General features: G+C 70.7%; 16 protein-coding genes. 11 read left to right on the forward strand and 5 right to left on the reverse strand.

Annotated features, from left to right (window positions below):
• The first annotated feature begins 7 nt into the window (after positions 1-7).
• Both ABD212_RS15300 and ABD212_RS15305 read left to right on the forward strand, forming a co-directional pair.
• Positions 8-649 carry an FMN-binding negative transcriptional regulator gene (locus ABD212_RS15300; protein WP_344096191.1) on the forward strand — a complete coding sequence of 214 codons (642 nt, stop codon included), beginning with the start codon at positions 8-10 and terminating at the stop codon, positions 647-649.
• Positions 646-2151, forward strand: a complete 1506-nt coding sequence (locus ABD212_RS15305; protein ID WP_344096194.1) for an amidohydrolase — start codon at positions 646-648, stop codon at positions 2149-2151. The genes ABD212_RS15300 and ABD212_RS15305 overlap by 4 nt, the downstream gene beginning before the upstream one ends.
• Before the next feature lies 1 nt (position 2152).
• On the opposite strand, the gene ABD212_RS15310 is transcribed toward ABD212_RS15305, so the two are convergent.
• The 3 genes from ABD212_RS15310 to ABD212_RS15320 are packed head-to-tail and all read right to left on the reverse strand — an operon-like array spanning position 2153 to position 5255.
• On the reverse strand, positions 2153-3271 hold the full coding sequence (locus ABD212_RS15310; protein ID WP_344096196.1) for an HTTM domain-containing protein: 1119 nt from the start codon (positions 3269-3271) through the stop codon (positions 2153-2155).
• Between the two features lie 5 nt (positions 3272-3276).
• On the reverse strand, positions 3277-3774 hold the full coding sequence (locus ABD212_RS15315; RefSeq protein WP_344096199.1) for a hypothetical protein: 498 nt from the start codon (positions 3772-3774) through the stop codon (positions 3277-3279).
• Positions 3771-5255, reverse strand: coding sequence for a phytoene desaturase family protein (locus tag ABD212_RS15320; RefSeq protein ID WP_344096201.1), 1485 nt, complete (start codon positions 5253-5255; stop codon positions 3771-3773). Before ABD212_RS15320 ends, ABD212_RS15315 begins: the two co-directional genes overlap by 4 nt.
• A 261-nt stretch (positions 5256-5516) precedes the next feature.
• Here ABD212_RS15320 and ABD212_RS15325 point away from each other — a divergent pair, with 261 nt between their 5' ends.
• A complete protein-coding gene (locus ABD212_RS15325) occupies positions 5517-6923 on the forward strand; it encodes a sensor histidine kinase (protein WP_344096204.1) in 1407 nt (468 codons plus the stop codon).
• 20 nt (positions 6924-6943) lie between these two features.
• On the forward strand, positions 6944-7618 hold the full coding sequence (locus tag ABD212_RS15330) for a response regulator transcription factor (RefSeq protein WP_344096206.1): 675 nt from the start codon (positions 6944-6946) through the stop codon (positions 7616-7618).
• 55 nt (positions 7619-7673) lie between these two features.
• Here the strand turns inward: ABD212_RS15330 and ABD212_RS15335 are convergent, their stop codons facing one another.
• Positions 7674-8156, reverse strand: coding sequence for a Dps family protein (locus ABD212_RS15335; protein ID WP_344096209.1), 483 nt, complete (start codon positions 8154-8156; stop codon positions 7674-7676).
• 172 nt (positions 8157-8328) lie between these two features.
• On the opposite strand from ABD212_RS15335, the gene ABD212_RS15340 reads away from it, so the two are divergent.
• The 3 genes from ABD212_RS15340 to ABD212_RS15350 are packed head-to-tail and all read left to right on the forward strand — an operon-like array spanning position 8329 to position 11383.
• Positions 8329-10473, forward strand: a complete 2145-nt coding sequence (locus ABD212_RS15340) for an acyltransferase family protein (protein ID WP_344096212.1) — start codon at positions 8329-8331, stop codon at positions 10471-10473.
• 9 nt (positions 10474-10482) lie between these two features.
• Positions 10483-11022 carry a gamma carbonic anhydrase family protein gene (locus ABD212_RS15345; RefSeq protein ID WP_344096214.1) on the forward strand — a complete coding sequence of 180 codons (540 nt, stop codon included), beginning with the start codon at positions 10483-10485 and terminating at the stop codon, positions 11020-11022.
• A gap of 1 nt (position 11023) precedes the next feature.
• Positions 11024-11383 (forward strand): A1S_2505 family phage non-structural protein, encoded by a 360-nt coding sequence (locus tag ABD212_RS15350; protein ID WP_344096216.1) that lies wholly within the window; start codon positions 11024-11026, stop codon positions 11381-11383.
• A gap of 3 nt (positions 11384-11386) precedes the next feature.
• Here the strand turns inward: ABD212_RS15350 and ABD212_RS15355 are convergent, their stop codons facing one another.
• The gene (locus ABD212_RS15355) at positions 11387-12289 is read right to left on the reverse strand and encodes an alpha/beta fold hydrolase (RefSeq protein WP_344096218.1); all 903 of its coding nucleotides are present in this window, start codon (positions 12287-12289) and stop codon (positions 11387-11389) included.
• Positions 12290-12455: 166 nt separating this feature from the next.
• Between ABD212_RS15355 and ABD212_RS15360 the strand changes: the two genes are divergently transcribed.
• From ABD212_RS15360 to ABD212_RS15375, 4 genes are read left to right on the forward strand one after another with little or no spacing between them, the layout of a single operon-like run.
• Complete coding sequence (locus tag ABD212_RS15360) at positions 12456-15155, forward strand: FtsX-like permease family protein (RefSeq protein WP_344096220.1); 2700 nt, start codon at positions 12456-12458, stop codon at positions 15153-15155.
• Complete coding sequence (locus tag ABD212_RS15365) at positions 15152-17920, forward strand: FtsX-like permease family protein (protein WP_344096222.1); 2769 nt, start codon at positions 15152-15154, stop codon at positions 17918-17920. Before ABD212_RS15360 ends, ABD212_RS15365 begins: the two co-directional genes overlap by 4 nt.
• Positions 17917-18990, forward strand: coding sequence for an ABC transporter ATP-binding protein (locus ABD212_RS15370; protein WP_344096224.1), 1074 nt, complete (start codon positions 17917-17919; stop codon positions 18988-18990). Before ABD212_RS15365 ends, ABD212_RS15370 begins: the two co-directional genes overlap by 4 nt.
• Positions 18987-19658: an ABC transporter ATP-binding protein gene (locus ABD212_RS15375; protein WP_344096226.1), complete on the forward strand. Its 672-nt coding sequence runs from the start codon at positions 18987-18989 to the stop codon at positions 19656-19658. The genes ABD212_RS15370 and ABD212_RS15375 overlap by 4 nt, the downstream gene beginning before the upstream one ends.
• The last annotated feature ends 94 nt before the right edge of the window (positions 19659-19752 follow it).

Raw genomic sequence — 19752 nt, forward strand, 5'->3', positions numbered from 1 at the left:
TGACACCATGCGCCAGAACCCCAGCTTCGCGATGACCGATGTCGCCGAACTGCGCCGGCTGATCGACGCGAATCCGTGGATGACGCTCGTCAGCGCGACGGACGAGGGACTCGTCGCTTCGCATTACGCAGTGCTGCTCGACGAAGGCCGCGACGACCTCACGATCGTGGGCCACGTCGGCCGCCCCGACGACCTGATCCACGGCCTCGGCGAACGTGAGCTGCTCGTGGTCGTGCAGGGTCCGCACGGGTACATCTCGCCCGGCTGGTACGGCGACGCCGCGAACGTGCCGACCTGGAACTTCGTCTCCGCGCACCTCAGCGGCATCCCGGAACTGCTCTCGCCCGACGAGAACCTGCGGGTGCTGGAGCGGCTCGTCGCACGATTCGAAGGCGGGATGCCGCAGCCGCGCCTGCTCTGGCAGCCGCCCAACGATCCCGAGTACGTCACCAAGCTCGAGCGCGGAACCATCGGCTTCCGGCTCACGCCGACCCGGGTGGTCGCCAAGCGCAAGCTCAGTCAGAACCGGCCGGACGAGGTCGTCGAGACGATCATCGCCGAACTCGGAGCCGGCGCGAGCCCGTACGCGGATCCACGGCTGGCCGGAGAGATGCAGCGCGACCTCGACGCGCGCAAGGCCGCGCGATGAGCCTCGCCCGAGGCGAATCGGTCGATGTGGTGGCGAACGTCCGCCTCACCGGCGGGGAGCGGATGGACCCGTTCGGCGACGACCCGGTCGACGTGCACCTGACCGGCGCGCGGATCGCCGACATCGCCCCCGCAGGCGCCCTGAAACGCCGGGGACGCGTCCTCGACGGCGACGGCGGGTGGCTGATCCCCGGGCTCTGGGATCACCACGTCCACGTCGTGCAATGGGCGCTGTCTGCCCAGCGCGAACCGCTCGACCGGGCGCTCTCGGCCGCGCACGCGGCGGCGATCATGGGCGCTGCGCCCGTGCTCGTCGATGGGCGGCGCATCGGCGCCGGGTTCCGGGATGCCCTCTGGCCGGACGTCCCCACCCTCGAGATGCTGGATGCCGCGACGGGCGACGTGCCGACCTACCTCGTCAACGCCGATGTGCACAGCGTGTGGCTGAACTCCGCGGCCCTGCGACGCGAAGGCTTCGCAGCGGACGGCGTGGGGATCCTCCGCGAGGAGCCCGCGTTCGAAGTCTCGCGCCGCCTCAACGACACCGATGCCCAGGTCTCCGATCCGCTGGTGACGCGGATGGCGCAGGACGCGGCATCCCGAGGCGTCGTGGGCCTCGTGGACCTCGACATGGCCTGGAACGAGGATGCCTGGGCCCGGCGCCTCGCGACGGGGTTCGACACCCTGCGCGTCGAGTTCGGGATCTACCCGCACCATCTCGACCGTGCGATCGCCGAGGGGCTGCAGTCGGGGGACCCGGTCCGCGGCGCGGCATCCGACCTCGTGCACGTCGGCCCGCTCAAGGTGATCACCGACGGATCGCTCGGCACGCGGACGGCGGCCAGCTCGCACGCCTACCCCGGCGATCCGCACAACCACGGGCAGCTGACCGTGGACCCTGTGACCCTCGTCGAGCTCATGACGCGGGGGACCGGCGCAGGGCTCGCATCGGCGATCCACGCCATCGGCGACGTGGCGAACACCTACGCGCTCGACGCGTTCGCGATGACCGGCGCCTGGGGCACGATCGAGCACGCGCAGCTGGTCGCGCACGCCGACATCCCGAGATTCGGCCGCCTCGGGGTCGGCGCCTCGGTGCAGCCAGAGCACGCGATCGACGACCGCGACCTGACGGATTCGATCTGGGCGGGGCAGACGGCGCAGCCGTTTCCGCTGCGCGGGCTCGCCGACACCGGCGCCAACCTGCTCTTCGGCTCCGATGCCCCGGTCTCGCCCCTCGATCCGTGGGCGGCGATGGCTGCGGCCGTCTTCCGCACTCGCGACGGACGCGAGCCGTGGCAGCCGAGCGAGCGGGTGGATGCCGCGACCGCGCTGGCCGCCTCGACCCATGGCGGCTCCGCCGACGGTGCACGGATCGAGCCCGGCGCAGGGGCCGATCTCGCGCTGTGCGCCGCCGATCCGCTCGCGGCGTCGGAGGGCGAACTGCGCGGGATGGGCGTCTGGGCGACGCTGCTGGGGGGTCGGCTGACGCACCTGGTCTGACTCAGGCGACCGGGGCGGCCCGCTCGCTTCGCGCGGTCACGAACCGCCGCAACAGCGCCCGTGCCAGTCGGATGAGGTACCCGGCGCCGGTCCCCGCGCCGGCCACCAGGATGATGACGCCGACATCCAATCTCACAGACCACAGCGCGTCCCCGGCGATCCACACGATGGCGCCGACGATCAAGACCCCCGCGGGTCCGAATCTCGCGAGCGCCTCGCTCGTGCGAACGGAGAGATGCCAAGCGGGCAGCCGGACCCTGCCCCATGACACGAAGGCGCCATACGCGAGGACGTTGCCGACGAAGAAGATGCCCAAAGACAGCGCGATGGCGAGGTGGAACAGGGTCAGCAGCGAGAGCACCGTCCGCCACGTCGTCCACGAGAGAACGCTGACGAGAACTCCGAGTTCGAGGAGCACCGTGACCCAGTCCAACATCTCCCACAGCGGGGCGCTCGGGAAGTGTGCCAGCACGCCGGCCAGCAGGCCGGGGGACTCGGCGATGAAGTTCTGCCTGACCTGGTAGCCGTAGCTCGCCTGTGTCGAGAAGTCCAGCCATCCATTCGACACCTTGGGAATCGCAGCGGTGACGAACGCGATCCCGATTGCAATAGCGAGGAACCGCAGCGGCCATTGCGGCTGACTCCTGGTCGGATGAATCGTGGTCGGGTCGCCGGTCGCACTGCCTCGCCCACGCCTGGGCCTCCGCCGCAGCGCATCGAGTGAGAAGGTATCGCCCCACCGTGCAAACGACATGATCGCGGGCACCGAGATCATGACGGCGACATGGTCGACCTTTCCCAGACTGAACACCAGGCCGTACGCGATGACGAGCATGACCGTCAGCAGGATGGACGCCACTCGCGTGTACAGGCCGCACAGGGTGGCCACGACCGCGACGGCGATCACCAGTTCCATCACGACCAGTACCGGGACGGGAGGGAATTCCCTCAACATCGCGAACGGCCCCGCGGGAGGGTCCAGCAGTCCGCTCGGGTAGGCGCCCAGCCCGCTCAGCCGAGGGAGATAGGGGATGAGCAGCAGCGTGAAGACGATTCGGAAGAGCCCCACGTCACGCGCCGAGAACGGCCCCGTGTTCACCCACGAATCGAACCGGCTCACGAGCCTCACTCTGTGCCGCCGATCTCGATCCGGTTCAGTACATGCGTGCCCCGGAGCGATCGTTCGCCGGTCGATTCATCGAACTTCCAGCTGTTGGCGACGATCGAGAGCGATTGGACGTCCAATCGCGGGTACACCACCCGCAGCCGCTCCCCGAGCCACTTCACGGTCTTCTCATCCACGTGGGCCGGGTCCGACAGGAGCCTTGTGAACGGCAGCGCGCCGCCTCCCGAACCCGTCAGGAGTTCGCCCCCGTCGAGCACGATCACGGTGTCGTCCGTCAATTCCGCCGTCACGGACCTGGTCTGGAACTCGACAGACCCTGCCTGCTCCGGCACTGGGCCGAAATTCGGCAGGAACAGGCCAGGGTACGGCTCGTCCGAGATCGCGTTGCGGACGGCCAGTTGGACCGGCAGCACCAGCAGGAGGGCCGCGAACGCGATCCGCAACCCGACTCGCCGGTTCCATGCCTGCGAACCTCTCCCGCGATGTTTCACGCTCATGCTCGTGAATCCTCCGCCTCTGTCGATCGTGCAGCATCCAGACCCAATGACGGCTGCCCGATGCCGAAGCACTCACGCAGCGCGAGGGTCGCCGCGTGCCATCCGGACATCCCGTGCACCCCGGGTCCGGGGGGCGTGGACGACGAGCAGATGTACAGACCGCGCACGGGGGTCCCCCATGGTCGAGAAGACAGGACGGGTCGCCTGACCAATTGCGCCAGCGTCATGGCTCCGGCGCTGAAGTCCCCGCCCACGTAGTTCGGATTGTAGGTTTCAAGCTCTCGGGCGGAGGTCGCCCGGGTTTCCACGATGGTGTCGCGGAAGCCCGGCGCGAACTCCTCGATCCGCCTCGTCACTGCCTCGGTCATATCCCTTTCGGACCCGCGCGGAACGTGTGTGTAAGACCACAGCACGTGCCCGCCGGCCGGCGTGCGCGTCGAGTCGAACAGGGTCGGCTGCGAGACGAGCACATACGGCTGCGCGGGATGGCGTCCGCCGTCGACGTCTCGTTCGGCCTGGGCGATCTCCGCTCGCGTGCCTCCCACATGGATGGTGGGGCTCCCGCGGAGCGCAGCACTGCGCCACGGAACCGGTTCCGACAGCGCGAAGTCCACCTTCGACGCACTGTTTCCGTACGTGAACTGCGCGAGGTGACGTCGGTACGGGCTCGGCAGCACATCCTGCGCGATGCGGCTCATCGCACGGGCGGAGGTGTCGAGCAGCGTCACGCGGGACGATGGCAGATCGGCCAGTGTCGTCACGGTGAAGTCTGTGGTGATCTCGCCGCCGTGACGCCTGAGATCATCCGCCAGCGCTTCGACGATCGACTGCGAGCCCCCCACGGCTATGGGCCAGCCCCCCGAATGAGCGAGCGTGGCGAGCATCAATCCCGCTCCCGCGGTGACGAGACTCGGCATGCGGCCGACCGAATGGGCGTTCACCCCCGTCAGCAGGGCCGGCGCGACCTGGTCGCGGAAAGGGACGTTCCACAGCGGCGAGCCCTGTTCGGCGGCTCGGAGCGCGAACCGCGCCAATCGCAGCGGGTGTGGCGGTACGCGAAAGAGCGAGTCCGTGGTCAGTCCTACGATGTCGTCGACATAGCGGACGAGCGGCGCGAACATCCGCTGCCAGGCCTTGCCGTCTCTGCCCAGATGCTCAGCAGTCGCCTGCAGGTCGCGATAGGCCACTCCCGCCACCTCCGCGGTGACAGCATGCGCGTACGAGATCTCGGGCACGACGAAGCGCACTCTTCGACTCAGCTCGAACTGAGTGAAGAAGGGCGACGCCAGTGCCATCGGGTGAACGGCAGAGCAGCGGTCGTAGCGATAGCCGGTCTCGGGCAGCGAGTCCGTCCGTGCTCCACCGCCGATGGTCGTGCCCTGCTCGAACACCCGGACGGACAGGCCCGCACGCGCGAACGTCACGGCAGCCGCTAGTCCATTGGGACCGCTTCCGACCACGACGACGTCCAGTTCAACCACCTGCGTGTTTCCAATGACTCGGGACCTGAGGGTCGGATGGAATGCGGACAGATTGGTCGCACGTACGGCCCCTGAGGGCGCGATGCATCTGAGGGCATCGTACGGGCGCGCTATTGCCGTGAGGTTTCGGCCGTGTGATCGTCAGAGTCCCTGAGATCACCGAGCGGCATGGGTCGCGAGACTCTCAGGGGGGCCAGCCCCCCTTCCGATGCGGGTGACGGTCGGATGCCGTCATCCGGTGCGCGTCACGAAGCTGGATGCATGACCGCTTCAGCCTCGAAGATGTACGAGGGAACACCGATGACCACCACGACGACCGACACCCGACCGCGCTCCGCGTGGGCGACCTACGGCCGGTGGTGGCTGCTCGCGCCCGGCAGCGCCCTGTACCTCCTCACGGTCTTCGTGCTCGCGATGGTGTCGCTGACGGTGCTGATCACGCTGCTGTCGACCGGCGGCGGACTCATCGTGCTGGTGATCGGCCTGCCGCTGATCGTCCTGGCGCTCGTCGTCGCCCGGGGATTCGGCATCGCCTACCGCTGGCTTCTGCAGGTGACGGGACTCCCTGCCATCGCCGAGCCGACCTGGAACAAGGACACCTCTGACCGGGAGGGGTTCTGGCTGACGCTGACCCGGCCGATCCGCAACGGCCACTACTGGGTCTACCTCGTGCACGGCATGATCGTGAGTCCGATCGTCAGCATCGCCACCTTCACGCTGACCACCGTCTGGCTGAGCGTCAGCCTCGGCGGTCTGACCTACTGGTTCTGGGGATCGTTCCTTCCGCGCAACGACGGGAACGACTGGGGCCAGTACGTCTCGGCCGCAATGCCGTGGCTGCTCGGCGGCTGGACGAGCTGGACCGTGGAGGTCGTCCTGTACCTGATCGCCGGCGTCCTCTTTGCGATCACCCTGCCGTGGGCGGTCGGCGGATTCGCCCGACTGCACCACGCGATCGCGCGCGGGATGCTCGGTCGCTGGCCGTCGGACGACCTCGCCGCCGAGGTCAGGGCCGAGGCCGCCGCACGCGGCGCTGCGGTGCAGGCCGAAGACGCGGCACTGCGGCGCCTCGAGCGCGACATCCATGACGGGCCGCAGCAGCGCCTGGTGCGCCTGCAGCTGGATCTCGCGGCGCTCGAGCGGCGTGCGGCCGCGGGCGACGCGGATGCCGCCGTCCAGCTCGCCCGCGAGTCGCAGGTGCACGCCAAGGCCGCCCTCGACGAGCTGCGCGCCCTCTCGGCAGGCGTCGCGCCGCCGCTGCTGCAGGACCGCGGCCTTGCGGCAGCCCTCGGCGCGGTGGCGGCAGGGACCGCGCTGCCGGTCGGCGTGGAGGTGGACCCGGAGGTGGACACCATGGTGAGCCCCGAGATCGCCCGCACGGTCTACTTCGTCGTGGCCGAGCTGCTGACCAACGCCGTGAAGCACTCCGGAGCATCGGCGGCGCGGCTCAAGGCATCCGTCCGACCCGCGTTCGGCGCGCAGCCCGCCATGCTCGACGTCTGGGTCGTCGACAACGGACACGGCGGTGCCGACTTCCGGTCGGGCCACGGTCTCGAGGGCCTTCGCGACCGGGTTGCCGGACTCCGCGGGGTGCTTGTCGTGGACAGCGCCGTCGGCGGACCGACGACCGTGGGCGCCCACATCCCGCTCTCGCCGGTACCCGCGTGAGCGCGGCCTATCCTGAGCACATGAGCGCGTCGCCGGGCACACGATCCGTTCCGCTGCGCGTGGTGCTCGTCGAAGACTCGGTGCTGCTGCGCGAGGGACTCGTGCGCCTGTTCGACGAGGCCGGATACGTGACGGCCGGCGCGTGGGGCGACGCCGACGACATCGTCGCGCGCGTGGCGATGGCAGAGGCGGATGTCGCGATCCTCGACGTGCGCCTCCCTCCCTCCTTCCGCGACGAGGGCATCCGCGCCGCGCTGCAGCTTCGCGCGGCGCTGCCGAAGACCGGCATCCTGGTCCTCAGCCAGTACGTCGAGGGCGTGTACGCCCGCGAGCTGCTGGCCGGCGGAGACGGCGGCATCGGCTACCTGCTCAAGGATCGGGTGACATCGCTCGAGGAGTTCACGGATGCCGTCCGCCGCGTCCACGAGCGCGGCACGGTGCTCGATCCGCTGGTGGTGCGCGGTCTGCTCGCGGCACGGCCGGATCCGCTCGCCGCGCTGACGCCTCGCGAGCGCGATGTGCTCGAGCTGATGGCGGAGGGGCGCAGCAACGCGAGTATCGCCGAACGGCTCTACATCGGCGTCGGCGCGGTGGAGAAGAACATCAGCGCGATCTTCGCGAAGCTCGGCCTCGAGGAATCCGGCACCGAGCACCGCCGTGTGCTCGCCGTCCTCGCCTGGCTGCAGCGGGACTGAGCGCTCACACGCGAACGGCCTCCGGCGAACGCCGGAGGCCGTTTCTACGAGCGTGTCACTCGGCGAGGTGCGCGAACAGGAACCAGCGGTCCTTCTCGAGGGACTCGGCGATGTTGATGGCGACGTCCTGGCTCGACAGGTCGATCTCGTCGAGGCCGTCGATCGCGGCCTTCACGTCGACGATCACCGCATCCATGTCGGCGATCACGTCGCGGATCATGTCCTCCCACTGCGTGAAGCCCGCGGGGACCGCGGTCGTCGTCTTGGCCGCCACGGTCGACACCCGCGCGTCGATCGGAAGACCGAGCGCGACGATCCGCTCCGCCGCGAGGTCGGCACCGTCCTGAGCGTGGTCGACGAGCGTGTCTAGGAGTTCGTGGATCGCGATGAAGTTCGCGCCGCGCACGTTCCAGTGCGCCTGCTTGCCGTTGACGGCCAGTGCCTGCAGGCCGAGCACGACGGGGGTGAGGAACTGCGCGGCAGCGGCGGCAGCGGTCGGATCTGCAGCGGTTGCCGGGGTGGTCTGCGTCTTGGACATGGTCGCCTCCATCTCGGGCGGATCGCGCACCGGCCGGTGCGGCTCCGCCTCAGGATTTCAACGGTACTCAGCCGCGAACATTCCGCAACCAAGACAAGGCTCCGCTAACCCGGGCTCGCGTCACACCCCGGTCGGTGCACGATTCCGGCGTGCCAGCGGCTAACGTCGTTGCGTGCCTTCCGCAGATGACGCCCTCGAGCCTCAGCACCTGGGCGTGCCGGCGCTCACGGTGACGGCCGAGCCGCAGGACCGGTCACCCGAGCACGCCGAGCCGTCGCGCTTCATCCCGCACGTGCAGGGACTGCGAGCGATCGCCGTGCTGGCGGTAGTCCTCTACCACTTCTGGCCGGCGCGCTTCTCGGGCGGATACGTCGGCGTCGACATCTTCTTCGTGATCTCGGGCTTCCTCATCACCTCGCACCTGATGCGCGAGCTGACCGCCAGCGGGTCGCTGCGGCTCGGTCAGTTCTGGGCGCGGCGCGCGCGGCGCCTGCTGCCGGCCTCCCTCCTGGTGCTGCTGTTCTGCGCGCTCGTGGCCATGTCGCCGTATCTCACGCCGACGTCCGCGTTGCCGAACGAGGTGCGGGAGATCCTGGCCTCGACCTTCTACGTCGAGAACTGGTACCTCGCACTCAACTCGGCCGACTACCTCAACCACTCGGGCGACCCGACCACCGTGCAGCATTACTGGTCGCTGTCGCTCGAGGAGCAGTTCTACGTGATGTGGCCGCTGCTCATGCTGCTCGCGGCATGGCTCGGGGTGAAGTGGTTCCGCGGCGCGCGACGCCGCAGCGTCATCACCACCCTCGCGGTCGCATCTGTGCTGTCGTTCGTGTTCTGCGTCGTCTTCACGATGACCAACCCCGCGCCGGCGTATTTCGTCACGTTCGGGCGCATGTGGCAGTTCGGGGTCGGCGCCATGGTCGCCCTCGTCCCGATGCTGCGGATCCGCAACGCGATCGGCAGCTTCGTGCTGGGGTGGGGCGGGATCGCCGTCCTGCTGTTCACGATCTTCACGTTCGACGCGCAGACTCCGTTCCCCGGGTATGCGGCCGCATTGCCGACGCTCGGCGCGGCCGCGGTGATCATGGCATCGAACCACGAGAGGTGGTGGTACCCGACCCGAGTGCTCGCCATCCGTCCCGCGCAGTTCGTGGGAGACATCTCGTACTCGCTGTACCTCTGGCACTGGCCGCTCATCATCATCGCGCCGTCGGTGCCGTTCTGGGGACTGACGATCTACCATCGTCTGGCGCTCCTCGCGCTGTGCTTCGTCCTCGCGTGGCTGACCAAGCGGTTCGTGGAGGACCCTGCGCGGGGCTGGAAAGTGCTCACTTCGCGGCCAGCCCGCGTCACTCTGTGGTCATCGCTGGCGGCCATGGTGGTCGTCGCCTCAGTCGCGGGACTGGCGTGGGCCGTCAACGCCCCGGCCTACACCGCGGGCGTCAAGGCGCTGCAGGACCTTCGCCACAACCCGCCGCCGTGCTTCGGCGCAGCCGTCGTGCTCGACAAGTCCTGTGCGGGAACCGACTTCGGCGACACGATCCTTCCGGCGCCGGGATTCGCGGGCGTGGACCGCCCGACGAGCCCGGAGTGCTTCGTCCAGCTGAACGACGCGCGGCCGGTGTCGTGCACGTTCGGGTCGAACGACCCGAACGCCCCCCGCGTGGCACTCATCGGCGACAGCCACGCCTACCAGCTGCTCTCGACCTTCCAGGCCATGGCCGACGAGAACGGCTGGCAGCTCGTCACGTACTTCAAGGGCGCCTGTCCGTGGAACACGACGCCCCTGGCCACGCCTGGCGCGTTCGGCGCGGCGTGCACCCAGTGGCGCGACAGCGTGACCGCCGAGCTCAAGACGGCCCATATCGACGCCGTGTTCACCGCGGCGCTCGCGACGACCCCGTATTCGTCCGACGGCTATCCGTCGGCTCATGACGCCGCCGTGGCCGGATATCGCAAGGCGTGGAGCGAGATGCTCGATCGCGGCATCCCGGTCATCACCGTGGTCGACAACCCGGTCTGGGAGACCGATCCCAACAAGTGCCTGCGCACGCACGAGATGACGGCGTGCGACGGCGAGCGGTCGGCAGTCCTCGTCGCGAACGATCCGCTGCGGGATGCGGCATCCGGTCTCGACCGCGCCACCCTGCTCGACTTCACCGACGTGTTCTGCGGAGCAGAGGTCTGCCGCCCGGTCGTCGGCGGCGCGAACATCTACCGCGATCAGGACCACCTCACGGTGACCTTCACCGACACGCTCAAACCTTGGTACGCGCAGGCGATCGGAAGTGCCCTGGGCTCGCGGGGTCAATAGGCTCGGAGCATGACGATCTCCGCATCCGCCTCGGTCCTGTCCCTTCATGGGCGAGCGCCGGATGTCGACCCTTCGGCCTTCGTCGCCGGTGGGGCACGCGTGATCGGGGCTGTGACCCTCCACGCGGGATCCAGCGTCTGGTACAACGCCGTGCTCCGCGCGGACAGCGACTCGATCACGGTGGGCGCGGGGAGCAATCTGCAGGACAACGTATCGGTCCACGTGGATGCCGGGCATCCGGTCGTGATCGGCGCGAACGTGTCGGTCGGGCACAACGCGGTGGTTCACGGCTGCACGATCGGCGACGCCTCGCTGGTCGGCATGGGAGCGACGGTGCTGACCGGCGCGGTCATCGGAGAGGGCAGCCTCATCGCGGCAGGCGCAGTGGTGCTCGAAGGCACCGTCGTCCCGGCGGGCTCGCTGGTGGCCGGCGTGCCCGCGAAGGTCCGCCGCGAGCTCACGAACGCGGAGCGAGCCGGCATCCGGCAGAACGCAGTGATCTACCGCGGCCACGTCGCCGCGCACCTCGCCGCTGAAGAGGAGCGGTGACGTGCGCGTCGACTCGTTGCAGCCCGGCGAGATCTTCGTCTTCGGGTCGAACGGATCGGGCGCGCACGGCGGCGGAGCGGCGAAGTTCGCCCTCGATCGCTTCGGCGCGGTCTGGGGGCAGTCCGAGGGGCTGCAGGGGCAGTCTTACGGCATCGACACGATGTCGGGGCTGGCCGTCTTCGCGGAGCAGGCCGGACGGTTCGTCGGGTTCGCGCGCGAGCATCCCGAACTCCGATTCCTCGTGACCGAGGTCGGCTGCGGGATCGCTGGCTACACGCCCGAGCAGGTCGCGGGCTTCTTCCGCGGTGCACCGGAAAACGTCGTCCTGCCGGAATCGTTCGTGCGGGTGCTCCGCGGCTGAGCCCTAGTCCGACTTCGGGGGCGGGTGGTGCTTGCCGCGGTGGACCTCGTACACCCGCACATCGCCCGGCCAGTCCGGGTCGCTCACGATGGGCTGGTCGTCCATGAAGAGACGGATGACGTGCGCGAGCTGGCCCGGATGACTGAAGTTGATGGCGTGTGCGGCCCCCTCGAGCAGGACCACCAGCACGTGACTGTCGGTCTGGCTCGCGATCTCGTCGATCCGATGGGGTCCGGGCAGCAGGGGATCGCGTTCGCCGAGCACCACGAGGGTCGGGATCCGCAGCTCCAGCAGGCGCTGCAGCGACGGATACTGGGTCAGCGCCCGGAACAGGCGCGCCGTGCTGGGCACGCCGAACCTCACGTAGTCGGGCACCGCGACCCGGGCCATGCGGGTCGGCTCGCGCGGAGTGTCGCGGGAGAGCTGCCCGATCGCGCGTCGCAGCGGCTGGTTGAACAGGCCGCCCGCGGGGGAGACGAGGACGGCGCGGTCGATCCGATCCGGATAGTGGTGTGCGAACTCGATGATCACCGGGCACCCCATCGAGTTGCCGACGAGCGATGCCCGCTCGACACCGCGATCGTCCAGGAAATCGGCGGTGGCGTGAGCGAGATCGGGGATGTCGAGCATGTCCCTGCGCTTGCCGCTGCGGCCGAAGCCCGGCAGGTCGGGCACGTAGGTGTGGAACTCGTCCGCCAGCTGCTCGGCCGTGGGAAGAAGGTAGCGCCCGGACAGCCCGAAGCCGTGGATGTGCGCCATGACCCGGGCGTCTGCGGGCGGGCGTGGCGACTCCCGGTAGAAGACATCGATTCCGTCGATGGTCGTCCACTTCTCGGCCAGCGAAGAGGCGGGTCTGCGTGGTGTGCGCCTGACGCGGTGCTTCGCCGATTCCGGACTCAGCGACATCCCAGACCCCCGTCCTTCGGGGCCATCTTCCTGCCTCGATGCGCAGGCTCGCAATAGCCCTGACCGTGCACGTGCCGGTGCGGTGATCGAGCTGGTCGGGACGGGGGAGGATGCGTGCCGCCGACCGCGCGCGGAATGGGTCGGCGCGTCGGTTAGGGTGGCGGTCGTGCTCGCCGTCCGCCGCGTCCGCGCCCATAGCGCTCTGTTCGCTGCGCTGTTCGGCGTCTGCCTGCTGCTCGCCGCCCTCGGCACCGGGCTCGTCGGGTATCTCGACGCCCAGGCCCGCCACGCGGTGTCGCAGGAACTCGGCTCGCTGCAGGCCGACTCGCGCGTGCTGAGGTTCGAGGCCCCCAAGTCCGACGACCCTGCGGCGCAGAGCATCCGAGCGCTTGCGATCATCCACCGCGAGCTGACGAGGGCCGGGGGCGCCGGCATGCCGGTCGACGTGACGACGGCGGATGCCGCATCCGGCGACGACACGGTGTGGACGATCACACCCGTCGTCGACCTCGTCGAGCCCGCCGACCTCCCGGGGCTCGCGGTCGTCGGCGAGCGCATCGAGACGGCGCTGCTGAATGATCCGGGTGTCGCGGTGCAGGGCGTCGAGAAGTCGGGAACGCTCGACGAACATGCCGCCACCCTGCAGCGGAAGATCGCTCCGCTCGCGGCGGTCGAGCCCGTGCCGCTGATGCTGGTCGCCGTCATCGGCCTGGTGACGCTCGCCGAGCTGGGGCGGCTCTTGGACAGCGTCCGCACCCGTGAGACCTCCCTCCTGCGCTCCCGCGGCGAATCCGCCGCACGGGTCGGGGCGGTCACCGCGCTCGAGACCGTCGTCGTGGCCGGCGTCGGCGCGGCGGCCGGCGTGGGCGCCGCACTCGCACTGCTCGCCGCGATCGGGTCGCCGGCGACCCGCGCGGCCCCGGTCGCGGCTGTCGCCGTGGCCGTGATCCTGGTCGCCGTCCTGCTCGTGGCGGGGATCACGTTCTCGTCCGCGCGGCGCACCTTCCGTCGCGGCGCCGCCGACGACTCCGGCAGGGCGCGCCGGCTCGCGGCCCCCGCGCTCGTGCTGCTCCTCGTCGCGGCGGCAGCCCTGTCGCTGTGGCGGTTCCTGCAGTTCGGCTCGGCGCTCTCGCCCACCGAGGCGGGCGTCGAGGTCGACCCGCTTGCGGTGCTGGCCCCGGCCCTGTGCCTCGCTGCCGTCGCGGTGCTCGGGCTCGCGGTGCTTCCGGCACTCGCAGCCGGGATCGAGCGCCTCGCCGCTCGCGGCCCGGGTGTGCGAGCCACCATGGTCTCGCGAGAGGTCGCCCGTCGCGTCCGGATGATCGCCTCGCCGTTCGTGGTGATCGCCCTCGCCGGCGGCGGCATCGTGCTGGCCGCGGCCTACCAGCCGACCTGGGCGACCGCTGCGGCGGTCACGGCGGACCTGCACGCCGGAGCCGATCTCATCGTCTCGGGCGCGACCGACACGGCGAACATCGCCGCGGTGCCGGGGGTGACAGCCGCGGCCCCGGTGTCGTCGGCAACCGGAACGCTGCAAGACGAGACGACCGTGCATGTCTCGGCCGTCCCCGCGGCCGGTCTGAGGGAGGCGGGAAGCACCGCGCGAGGCACCGTCGACGTCGCACGGCTCGCCGACGACATCACCTTCCAGCCCCCGGTGGTGGCCCTTCCCGAGGGCACGACCGCCCTCACCGCCACGGTGACCTGGAGCGGTCTCGCGCCCGCGCTCACCGCCTTCGTGATGGACCCGTCCGGGCTGGTCACCGAGGTCGGGTTCGCCGAGGTGGGGACCGCCTCGCCCGCGGTCGTGCGTGCCCGCCTCCCTGCCGACGGCGTGGACCGCTCGCTCATCGCCATCGACGCACACCTGGATCCGCCGTCGAGCGACGCCGTGTTCGAGCCGATCGTCATCATCGGATCCCTCACCGGGCTGAGCGCGGACGCCCCGGACGGCGTGCATCCGATCGACCCCGTCGACGCGTGGACGCTCGCGCCCGGTACGACGGTGAACGGGCAGGCGTTCGCGGCGGGCGACCTCGGATACAGCGGTCAGGTCTTCTCGAGGACGGACCTCCGGCTGCAGCCGGTGGCGAACCCCGCGACGCCGGTGGTGCTCTCGCGCGCCTTCGCACGCGCGATCTCGGCGAAGGTCGGCGACACCCCGAACCTCGACATCGGTGTCGTACCGGGGTCGTTCCCCGTCAGGGTCGCCGACATCGTCGAGCAGGTGCCGGGCTCGCCGGGAAGCCGAGGGGTGCTCGTCGACCTGGCGGCGCTGCAGGTCGCCCAGCTGCGCGCGGGATGGAAGCCGGCGACGATCGACGCGGTGTGGGTGAAGAGCCCCGATCCGGCGGCGACCGCCCACGGCATCCGCACCACCGTCGACGGAAGCCGCGTCACCGGACCCGGCCTGGACGCCTCGGCCGAGATGCTCGGCGCGGTGCCGCGCGCGCTGTGGGCGGGCATGATCGGCGGCGCTGCCCTGGCCCTCATCGCCCTCGGCGCCGTGGCTGGCGAGCTGCTGCGCCTGCGCGCCGATGAGGTGGTCGTGCTCCGGGCGCTCGGGATGCCGCCGCCCGCACTGGCCGCGATGCGGCGGCTCGAGCTCGCCCTCGTGATCGCCGCGGCCGTCGTGGTCGCGCTGATCGGCGGCGCTCTGACGAGCCTGCTCACGGTCCCGGGACTCGCACGCTCGGCGGTCCTCGAACCGTTCGCAGAGTCGACCGCGCCGCTGCGGATCGACCCGCTGTGGCTCGTGGCGGCACTCGCCGCCATGGTCGCGGCGACCGCCGTCATCCTGTTCGTTTACGGCGCGCGCGTGCGAAGGCAGGCCGTCACGCTGACCGCCTCCGAGGCACCCCGATGAGCCGGGGAGGCGCCGCGATCGCGGGCTCGGAGCCACGGAGCCCCTCCGCCCCGCGGCTGCTGCTGCGAACGGTGCGGGCGGATGCCTCGGTGTCGATGCTCGTCGCAGTCCTCACGCTCCTGGTGGCGGTGGTCGCGGGCATCGTCCCCCGGGCGATGGATCAGCTCGCCGCCTCCGACCTGCACTACGCCGGCGCAGAGCTCTCCGATCCTCTCCGTGACGTCAAAGGCGTGCTGCAGACGTTTCCCGGCGGGTCGGATCCTGGTTACAGCGAGAGCTCACAGGACGCCCTGCAGCACATCTACGGGCGCCTGGACGCGGCCCTCGCGGACTGGCGCTCGTCGCAGCGGCAGCCCTTGCGCGGCATCCTGCAGCAGCCGCTCTATGTCGTACGCATGGCGGAGCGCACACCGGCGAAGGCTCCCGCGGGGGCCACGCCGCAGGGCAACCTGTGGCTGCGGGCGGCGGTCGACCCCGGCTACCTGAAGCACATCGCGATCGTCGAGGGTGCCGCGCCGAAGGCGCCGGCGACTCCAGCCGCCGACGACGCCGCCGCGGGTGACGACGCCCGCATCGGCGCCCCCGCGGAACACAGGCCGCCGCTGCAGATGGTGGTCTCGGTCGCCACGGCGAAGACGATGGGCATCGCGGTGGGCGATGTCCTCGCGACCGAGGTGCTCGGCGACGTTCGCATCAGCGGGCTGTTCGAGCCGAAGGATGCAGGCGGAGACTACTGGAGCAACACGCCGTCGATGACCGACGCCGAGGTCTTCGACGACGGCAATCGCACTCCCGACTTCACCGGCACCGGCTTCATCGACCCCGTCGCGCTGGCTCAGATCATCGACTCCGGCGCCGAGCTGACCACGACCATGTGGTACCCCGTGGCTGCCGGCGCGGTGACAGCCGGCACCGCCCGGGCAGTGGCTGCCGGCATCCGGGGTGTCAATCAGAACCAGCTCAGCGTCCCGTCGCGGATGCCGGGAGTCACCGCGCTCGTGACGATGCGCTCGCACCTCGACGAGGCGATCGATGCCTCGCTGTCGAGGGTCGCGGCGACGGTCGCCCTGCTGTCCATCTGCGTGTCGGGACCGATCGGGGTCGTGCTCGCCGTCTTCGCGCTGGCTGTGCGAGCGGTCGTGGAACGACGCGCCGCCCCCATCGCCCTCGCGAGCGCGCGGGGCGCGAGCCCGTTGCAGCTTCGCGGGACGGCCGCCGCGGAAGGTCTGGCGATCGGGCTCCCCGCCGCGCTCGCCGGCGCCGTGATCGCCGCCCTCCTCCTGCCGGATGCCGGCGGGGCGGCGGCTTGGATCGTGCCTCTCGTGTTCGGCTGCGTCCCCGCCGCGCTGTTCGCCGCGTTGGGCGGTCGCCGCGCGTTCCGCACGACCCGCCGCGACCTGTCGGCGCGAACGAGGGGCGGCATCCGCACGGCTGTCGCCGTGGGGCTGATCGTGATGGCGGGACTCGCGGCCTTCCTCCTCGTTCGCCGCGGCCGCATCAGCGCGCCGGGAGTGGATCCGCTGCTCGCGCTGACACCGCTGCTCCTCGCCCTCGCGGCGAGCGTGATCGTGCTGTGGGTGCTGCCCCCCGCGCTGCACGCGGCGGCCACCATCGCGCGACGCGGACGAGGCCCCGTCGCCTTCGTGGGCTCGGCGCGGGCGCTGCGCGATCCGGCTCTCGGGGTGGCGGCCGCACTGGCGGTCGTGGTCGGCATCTCGGTCGCGGTGTTCTCGTCGGTCGTGCTCGCCACCGTCGAGTCGTCAGCCCGGGCGCAGGCCCAGGCGGCGGTCGGAGCGGACGTGCGCGCCTCGGGGACGATCTTCACCGCCGCGCAGCAGCGGGCGGTCGCCGGCATCGACGGCGTCGCGAGCGTTGCCCCCGTAGCATCTGCAGGACAGCTCTCGCTCGGGCACCGCGACCGCACCGACGCCGTGGCCGTCGTGCTGACGAACGCGCAGAGCCTGCACGTCCAGCGTCCCGAGGTGCCCCTCGACCTGGCGACGAAGTCCGACGGGCGCATCCCGGTCCTCGTCTCGAGTGATGTCGGCGATGACACCCAGGTGGGCGACGATCTCACCCTCGGGTTGCTCGAAGTCCGCGTGGCCGGGATCCTTCCAGACGACTCCGGATTCGGCGTCGATGCCCCGTGGGTGCTCGCAGACGAGGCTTTCGCGACGGATGTCGGCATGTCCTCCTTCACACCCGCGACGCTCCTCATCGAGGTGAGGCCCGGGGCGGATGCCGCGCGCGTCGCGTCGGCCGTGCGAGAAGGGATGCCGACGGCCGTCGTCGACGACGTGGCATCCGAGCTCGCCGCCGTGCAGGCGGTGCCGACCGCGGCAGGCCTTCGGGCGACCCTGATCGCGGCCGTGTTCGCCGGCGCCCTGCTCGCCGCGCTCGCGGTGTTCGCCGGCTCGGTGACGGCATCCGCTTCACGCAACATGTCGATCGGGATGCTGCGGACCATGGGGCTGTCCGCCCGCCAGTCGCTCGGATTGGTGGCGTGGGAGATCGTGCCCGTGGTCGCAGTCGCCACGATCGTCGGCACGGCCCTGGGGCTCGCGATGCCGTCGCTGGTCGTGGCGACCACGGATCTGTCGGGATTCACCGGCGGCGCCTCGGCTCCGGCGGTGAGTGCCGATGCGGCCCAGCTCGCGCTGGTGCTGCTGGCATTCCTCGCGGTCACCGCTGTTGCGACGCTCGTCGCCGTGCTCACCGCGCGGCGTGCGGCGCCTGCGACGACCGTCAAGATGGGAGCGGAATGAGCGCGATCGTATGCCGTGACCTGGTGCGCATCTTCTCGGCGGAGGGGGTCGAGGTGCAGGCGCTGCAGGGGCTGACCCTCGAGGTCCAGCCCGGCGAGCTGACCGCGATCGTGGGCGCGTCCGGATCGGGCAAGTCGACGCTGCTCAACATCCTCAGCGGCCTCGACGTCCCGACGGCGGGCGCGGCATCCGTCGAAGGCCACGATCTGCTCGCCATGAAAGAGCGCGACCGCATCCAGTACCGCCGCCACACCGTGGGCTTCGTGTGGCAGCAGACCGGGCGCAACCTCATCCCGTATCTCTCGGCCGCCGAGAACATCTCGCTCACGCTGGCCGTCGCGGGTGCACCGCGCAATGGGCGGGGTGCGCGTGCGGCGGAGCTGCTCGACATGCTCGACATCGGCGAGATCGGCGAACGGATGCCGTCGCAGCTGTCCGGCGGACAGCAGCAGCGTGTCGCGATCGCCGTGGCGCTCGCGAACGCGCCGAAGGTGCTGCTGGCCGACGAGCCCACCGGCGAGCTCGACGAGGCGAACTCCGCTCTCGTCCTCGAGACCATGCGCGACGTCAACGAACGCCTGGGGGTCACCGTGCTGATCGTCACCCACGACCCCGGCGTGTCGGGGCACGTTCGCCGGGTGGTGCAGATCCGTGACGGCCGCACCTCCACCGAGACGCTTCGGCGCACCGCGGTCTCGGACACCGGCGAGGAGCACCACGTCGCCGAGGAGTTCGCCGTGCTCGACCGCGTGGGACGGATGCAGCTGCCCGCCGACTACGTGCGCGCGCTGGAGCTGCGCGACCGTGTGCGGCTCGACCTCGCGCCGGATCACGTCGAGGTGTTCCGCTCCGACGCTCCGGCGAATGCCGGCGCGGCGGCGGCCGAGCCGGTGGCGGCGGAGCCGACTGCCGCGGAGCAGGGGCCGGTCGAGCCGGCTGGAGTCGAGCGTGGCGGCGCGGACCGGGTGTCCGCCCCCTCTGCAGGGGGCGAGCGTCCGCTGCTGCGGCGCGACCTGCGTCCGCACGACCCGCCTGCGGTCACCCCGATGGACGAGGGAGACATCGCATGAGCGCCGTGGTCGAGGCACACGGCCTGGTGCGCACGTACGGCTCGGGCGAGACCGAGGTGCACGCCGTCGCCGGGGTGTCGCTCGAGCTGCGGCCCGCGGAGCTCGTCGTGCTGCGCGGCCCGAGCGGATCGGGGAAGACGACGCTCCTCAACCTGCTCGGCGGGCTGGACCGACCCACGGCCGGCACCGTGAGCGTGGGGGGGACCGAGCTGGCCACGGCGAGTGAGACCGAGCTCTCGCTGGTGCGTCAGCGCGATGTCGGGTTCGTGTTCCAGTCGTTCGCCCTCCTTCCCGTGCTCTCGGCGGCCGAGAACATCGAGGTGCCGCTCCGCATCCGGCGCACGCCGTCGGCGGAGCGCGCCGCTCGCGTCGACGAGCTCCTGCAGCTCGTCGGTCTTGCCGAGCACCGCAATCAGCGCCCGTACGAACTCTCCGGCGGGCAGCAGCAGCGAGTGGGCATCGCCCGGGCACTGGCCGCCAGCCCGCGGGTGCTCGTCGCCGACGAGCCCACCGGTCAGCTCGACTCCGGCACCGCTGAGCAGATGATGATGCTGATCTCCGACATCGTGCGGGGGCAGGGCGTCGCCGCCATCGTCTCGACCCACGATCCGAAGATCGCCGACCATGCCGACCGGGTGCTCGGGATGCGCGCGGGCCGTCTCGAGTAGTGAGGGCGGTGGAGGGGATGACGGGAATCGTCCCTCCGCCCACTCCACTCGCCGACTGCGTCGGCGGGCGGAGCCTCCGGGCGGTGGGGCCCGC

Origin of the sequence: Microbacterium deminutum, from assembly GCF_039530205.1 — a bacterium.
Lineage (GTDB): Bacteria > Actinomycetota > Actinomycetes > Actinomycetales > Microbacteriaceae > Microbacterium > Microbacterium deminutum.

What these genes read in the sequence shown, in the direction of transcription:
- ABD212_RS15305 (WP_344096194.1), top strand. Translation starts at nt 646, where the DNA reads ATGAGCCTCGCCCGAGGCGAATCGGTCGATGTGGTGGCGAACGTCCGC.
- ABD212_RS15370 (WP_344096224.1), top strand. Translation starts at nt 17,917, where the DNA reads ATGAGCGCGATCGTATGCCGTGACCTGGTGCGCATCTTCTCGGCGGAG.
- ABD212_RS15315 (WP_344096199.1), bottom strand. Translation starts at nt 3,774, where the DNA reads ATGAGCGTGAAACATCGCGGGAGAGGTTCGCAGGCATGGAACCGGCGA.
- ABD212_RS15355 (WP_344096218.1), bottom strand. Translation starts at nt 12,289, where the DNA reads ATGTCGCTGAGTCCGGAATCGGCGAAGCACCGCGTCAGGCGCACACCA.
- ABD212_RS15375 (WP_344096226.1), top strand. Translation starts at nt 18,987, where the DNA reads ATGAGCGCCGTGGTCGAGGCACACGGCCTGGTGCGCACGTACGGCTCG.
- ABD212_RS15330 (WP_344096206.1), top strand. Translation starts at nt 6,944, where the DNA reads ATGAGCGCGTCGCCGGGCACACGATCCGTTCCGCTGCGCGTGGTGCTC.
- ABD212_RS15345 (WP_344096214.1), top strand. Translation starts at nt 10,483, where the DNA reads ATGACGATCTCCGCATCCGCCTCGGTCCTGTCCCTTCATGGGCGAGCG.
- ABD212_RS15365 (WP_344096222.1), top strand. Translation starts at nt 15,152, where the DNA reads ATGAGCCGGGGAGGCGCCGCGATCGCGGGCTCGGAGCCACGGAGCCCC.
- ABD212_RS15335 (WP_344096209.1), bottom strand. Translation starts at nt 8,156, where the DNA reads ATGTCCAAGACGCAGACCACCCCGGCAACCGCTGCAGATCCGACCGCT.
- ABD212_RS15325 (WP_344096204.1), top strand. Translation starts at nt 5,517, where the DNA reads ATGACCGCTTCAGCCTCGAAGATGTACGAGGGAACACCGATGACCACC.
- ABD212_RS15300 (WP_344096191.1), top strand. Translation starts at nt 8, where the DNA reads ATGCGCCAGAACCCCAGCTTCGCGATGACCGATGTCGCCGAACTGCGC.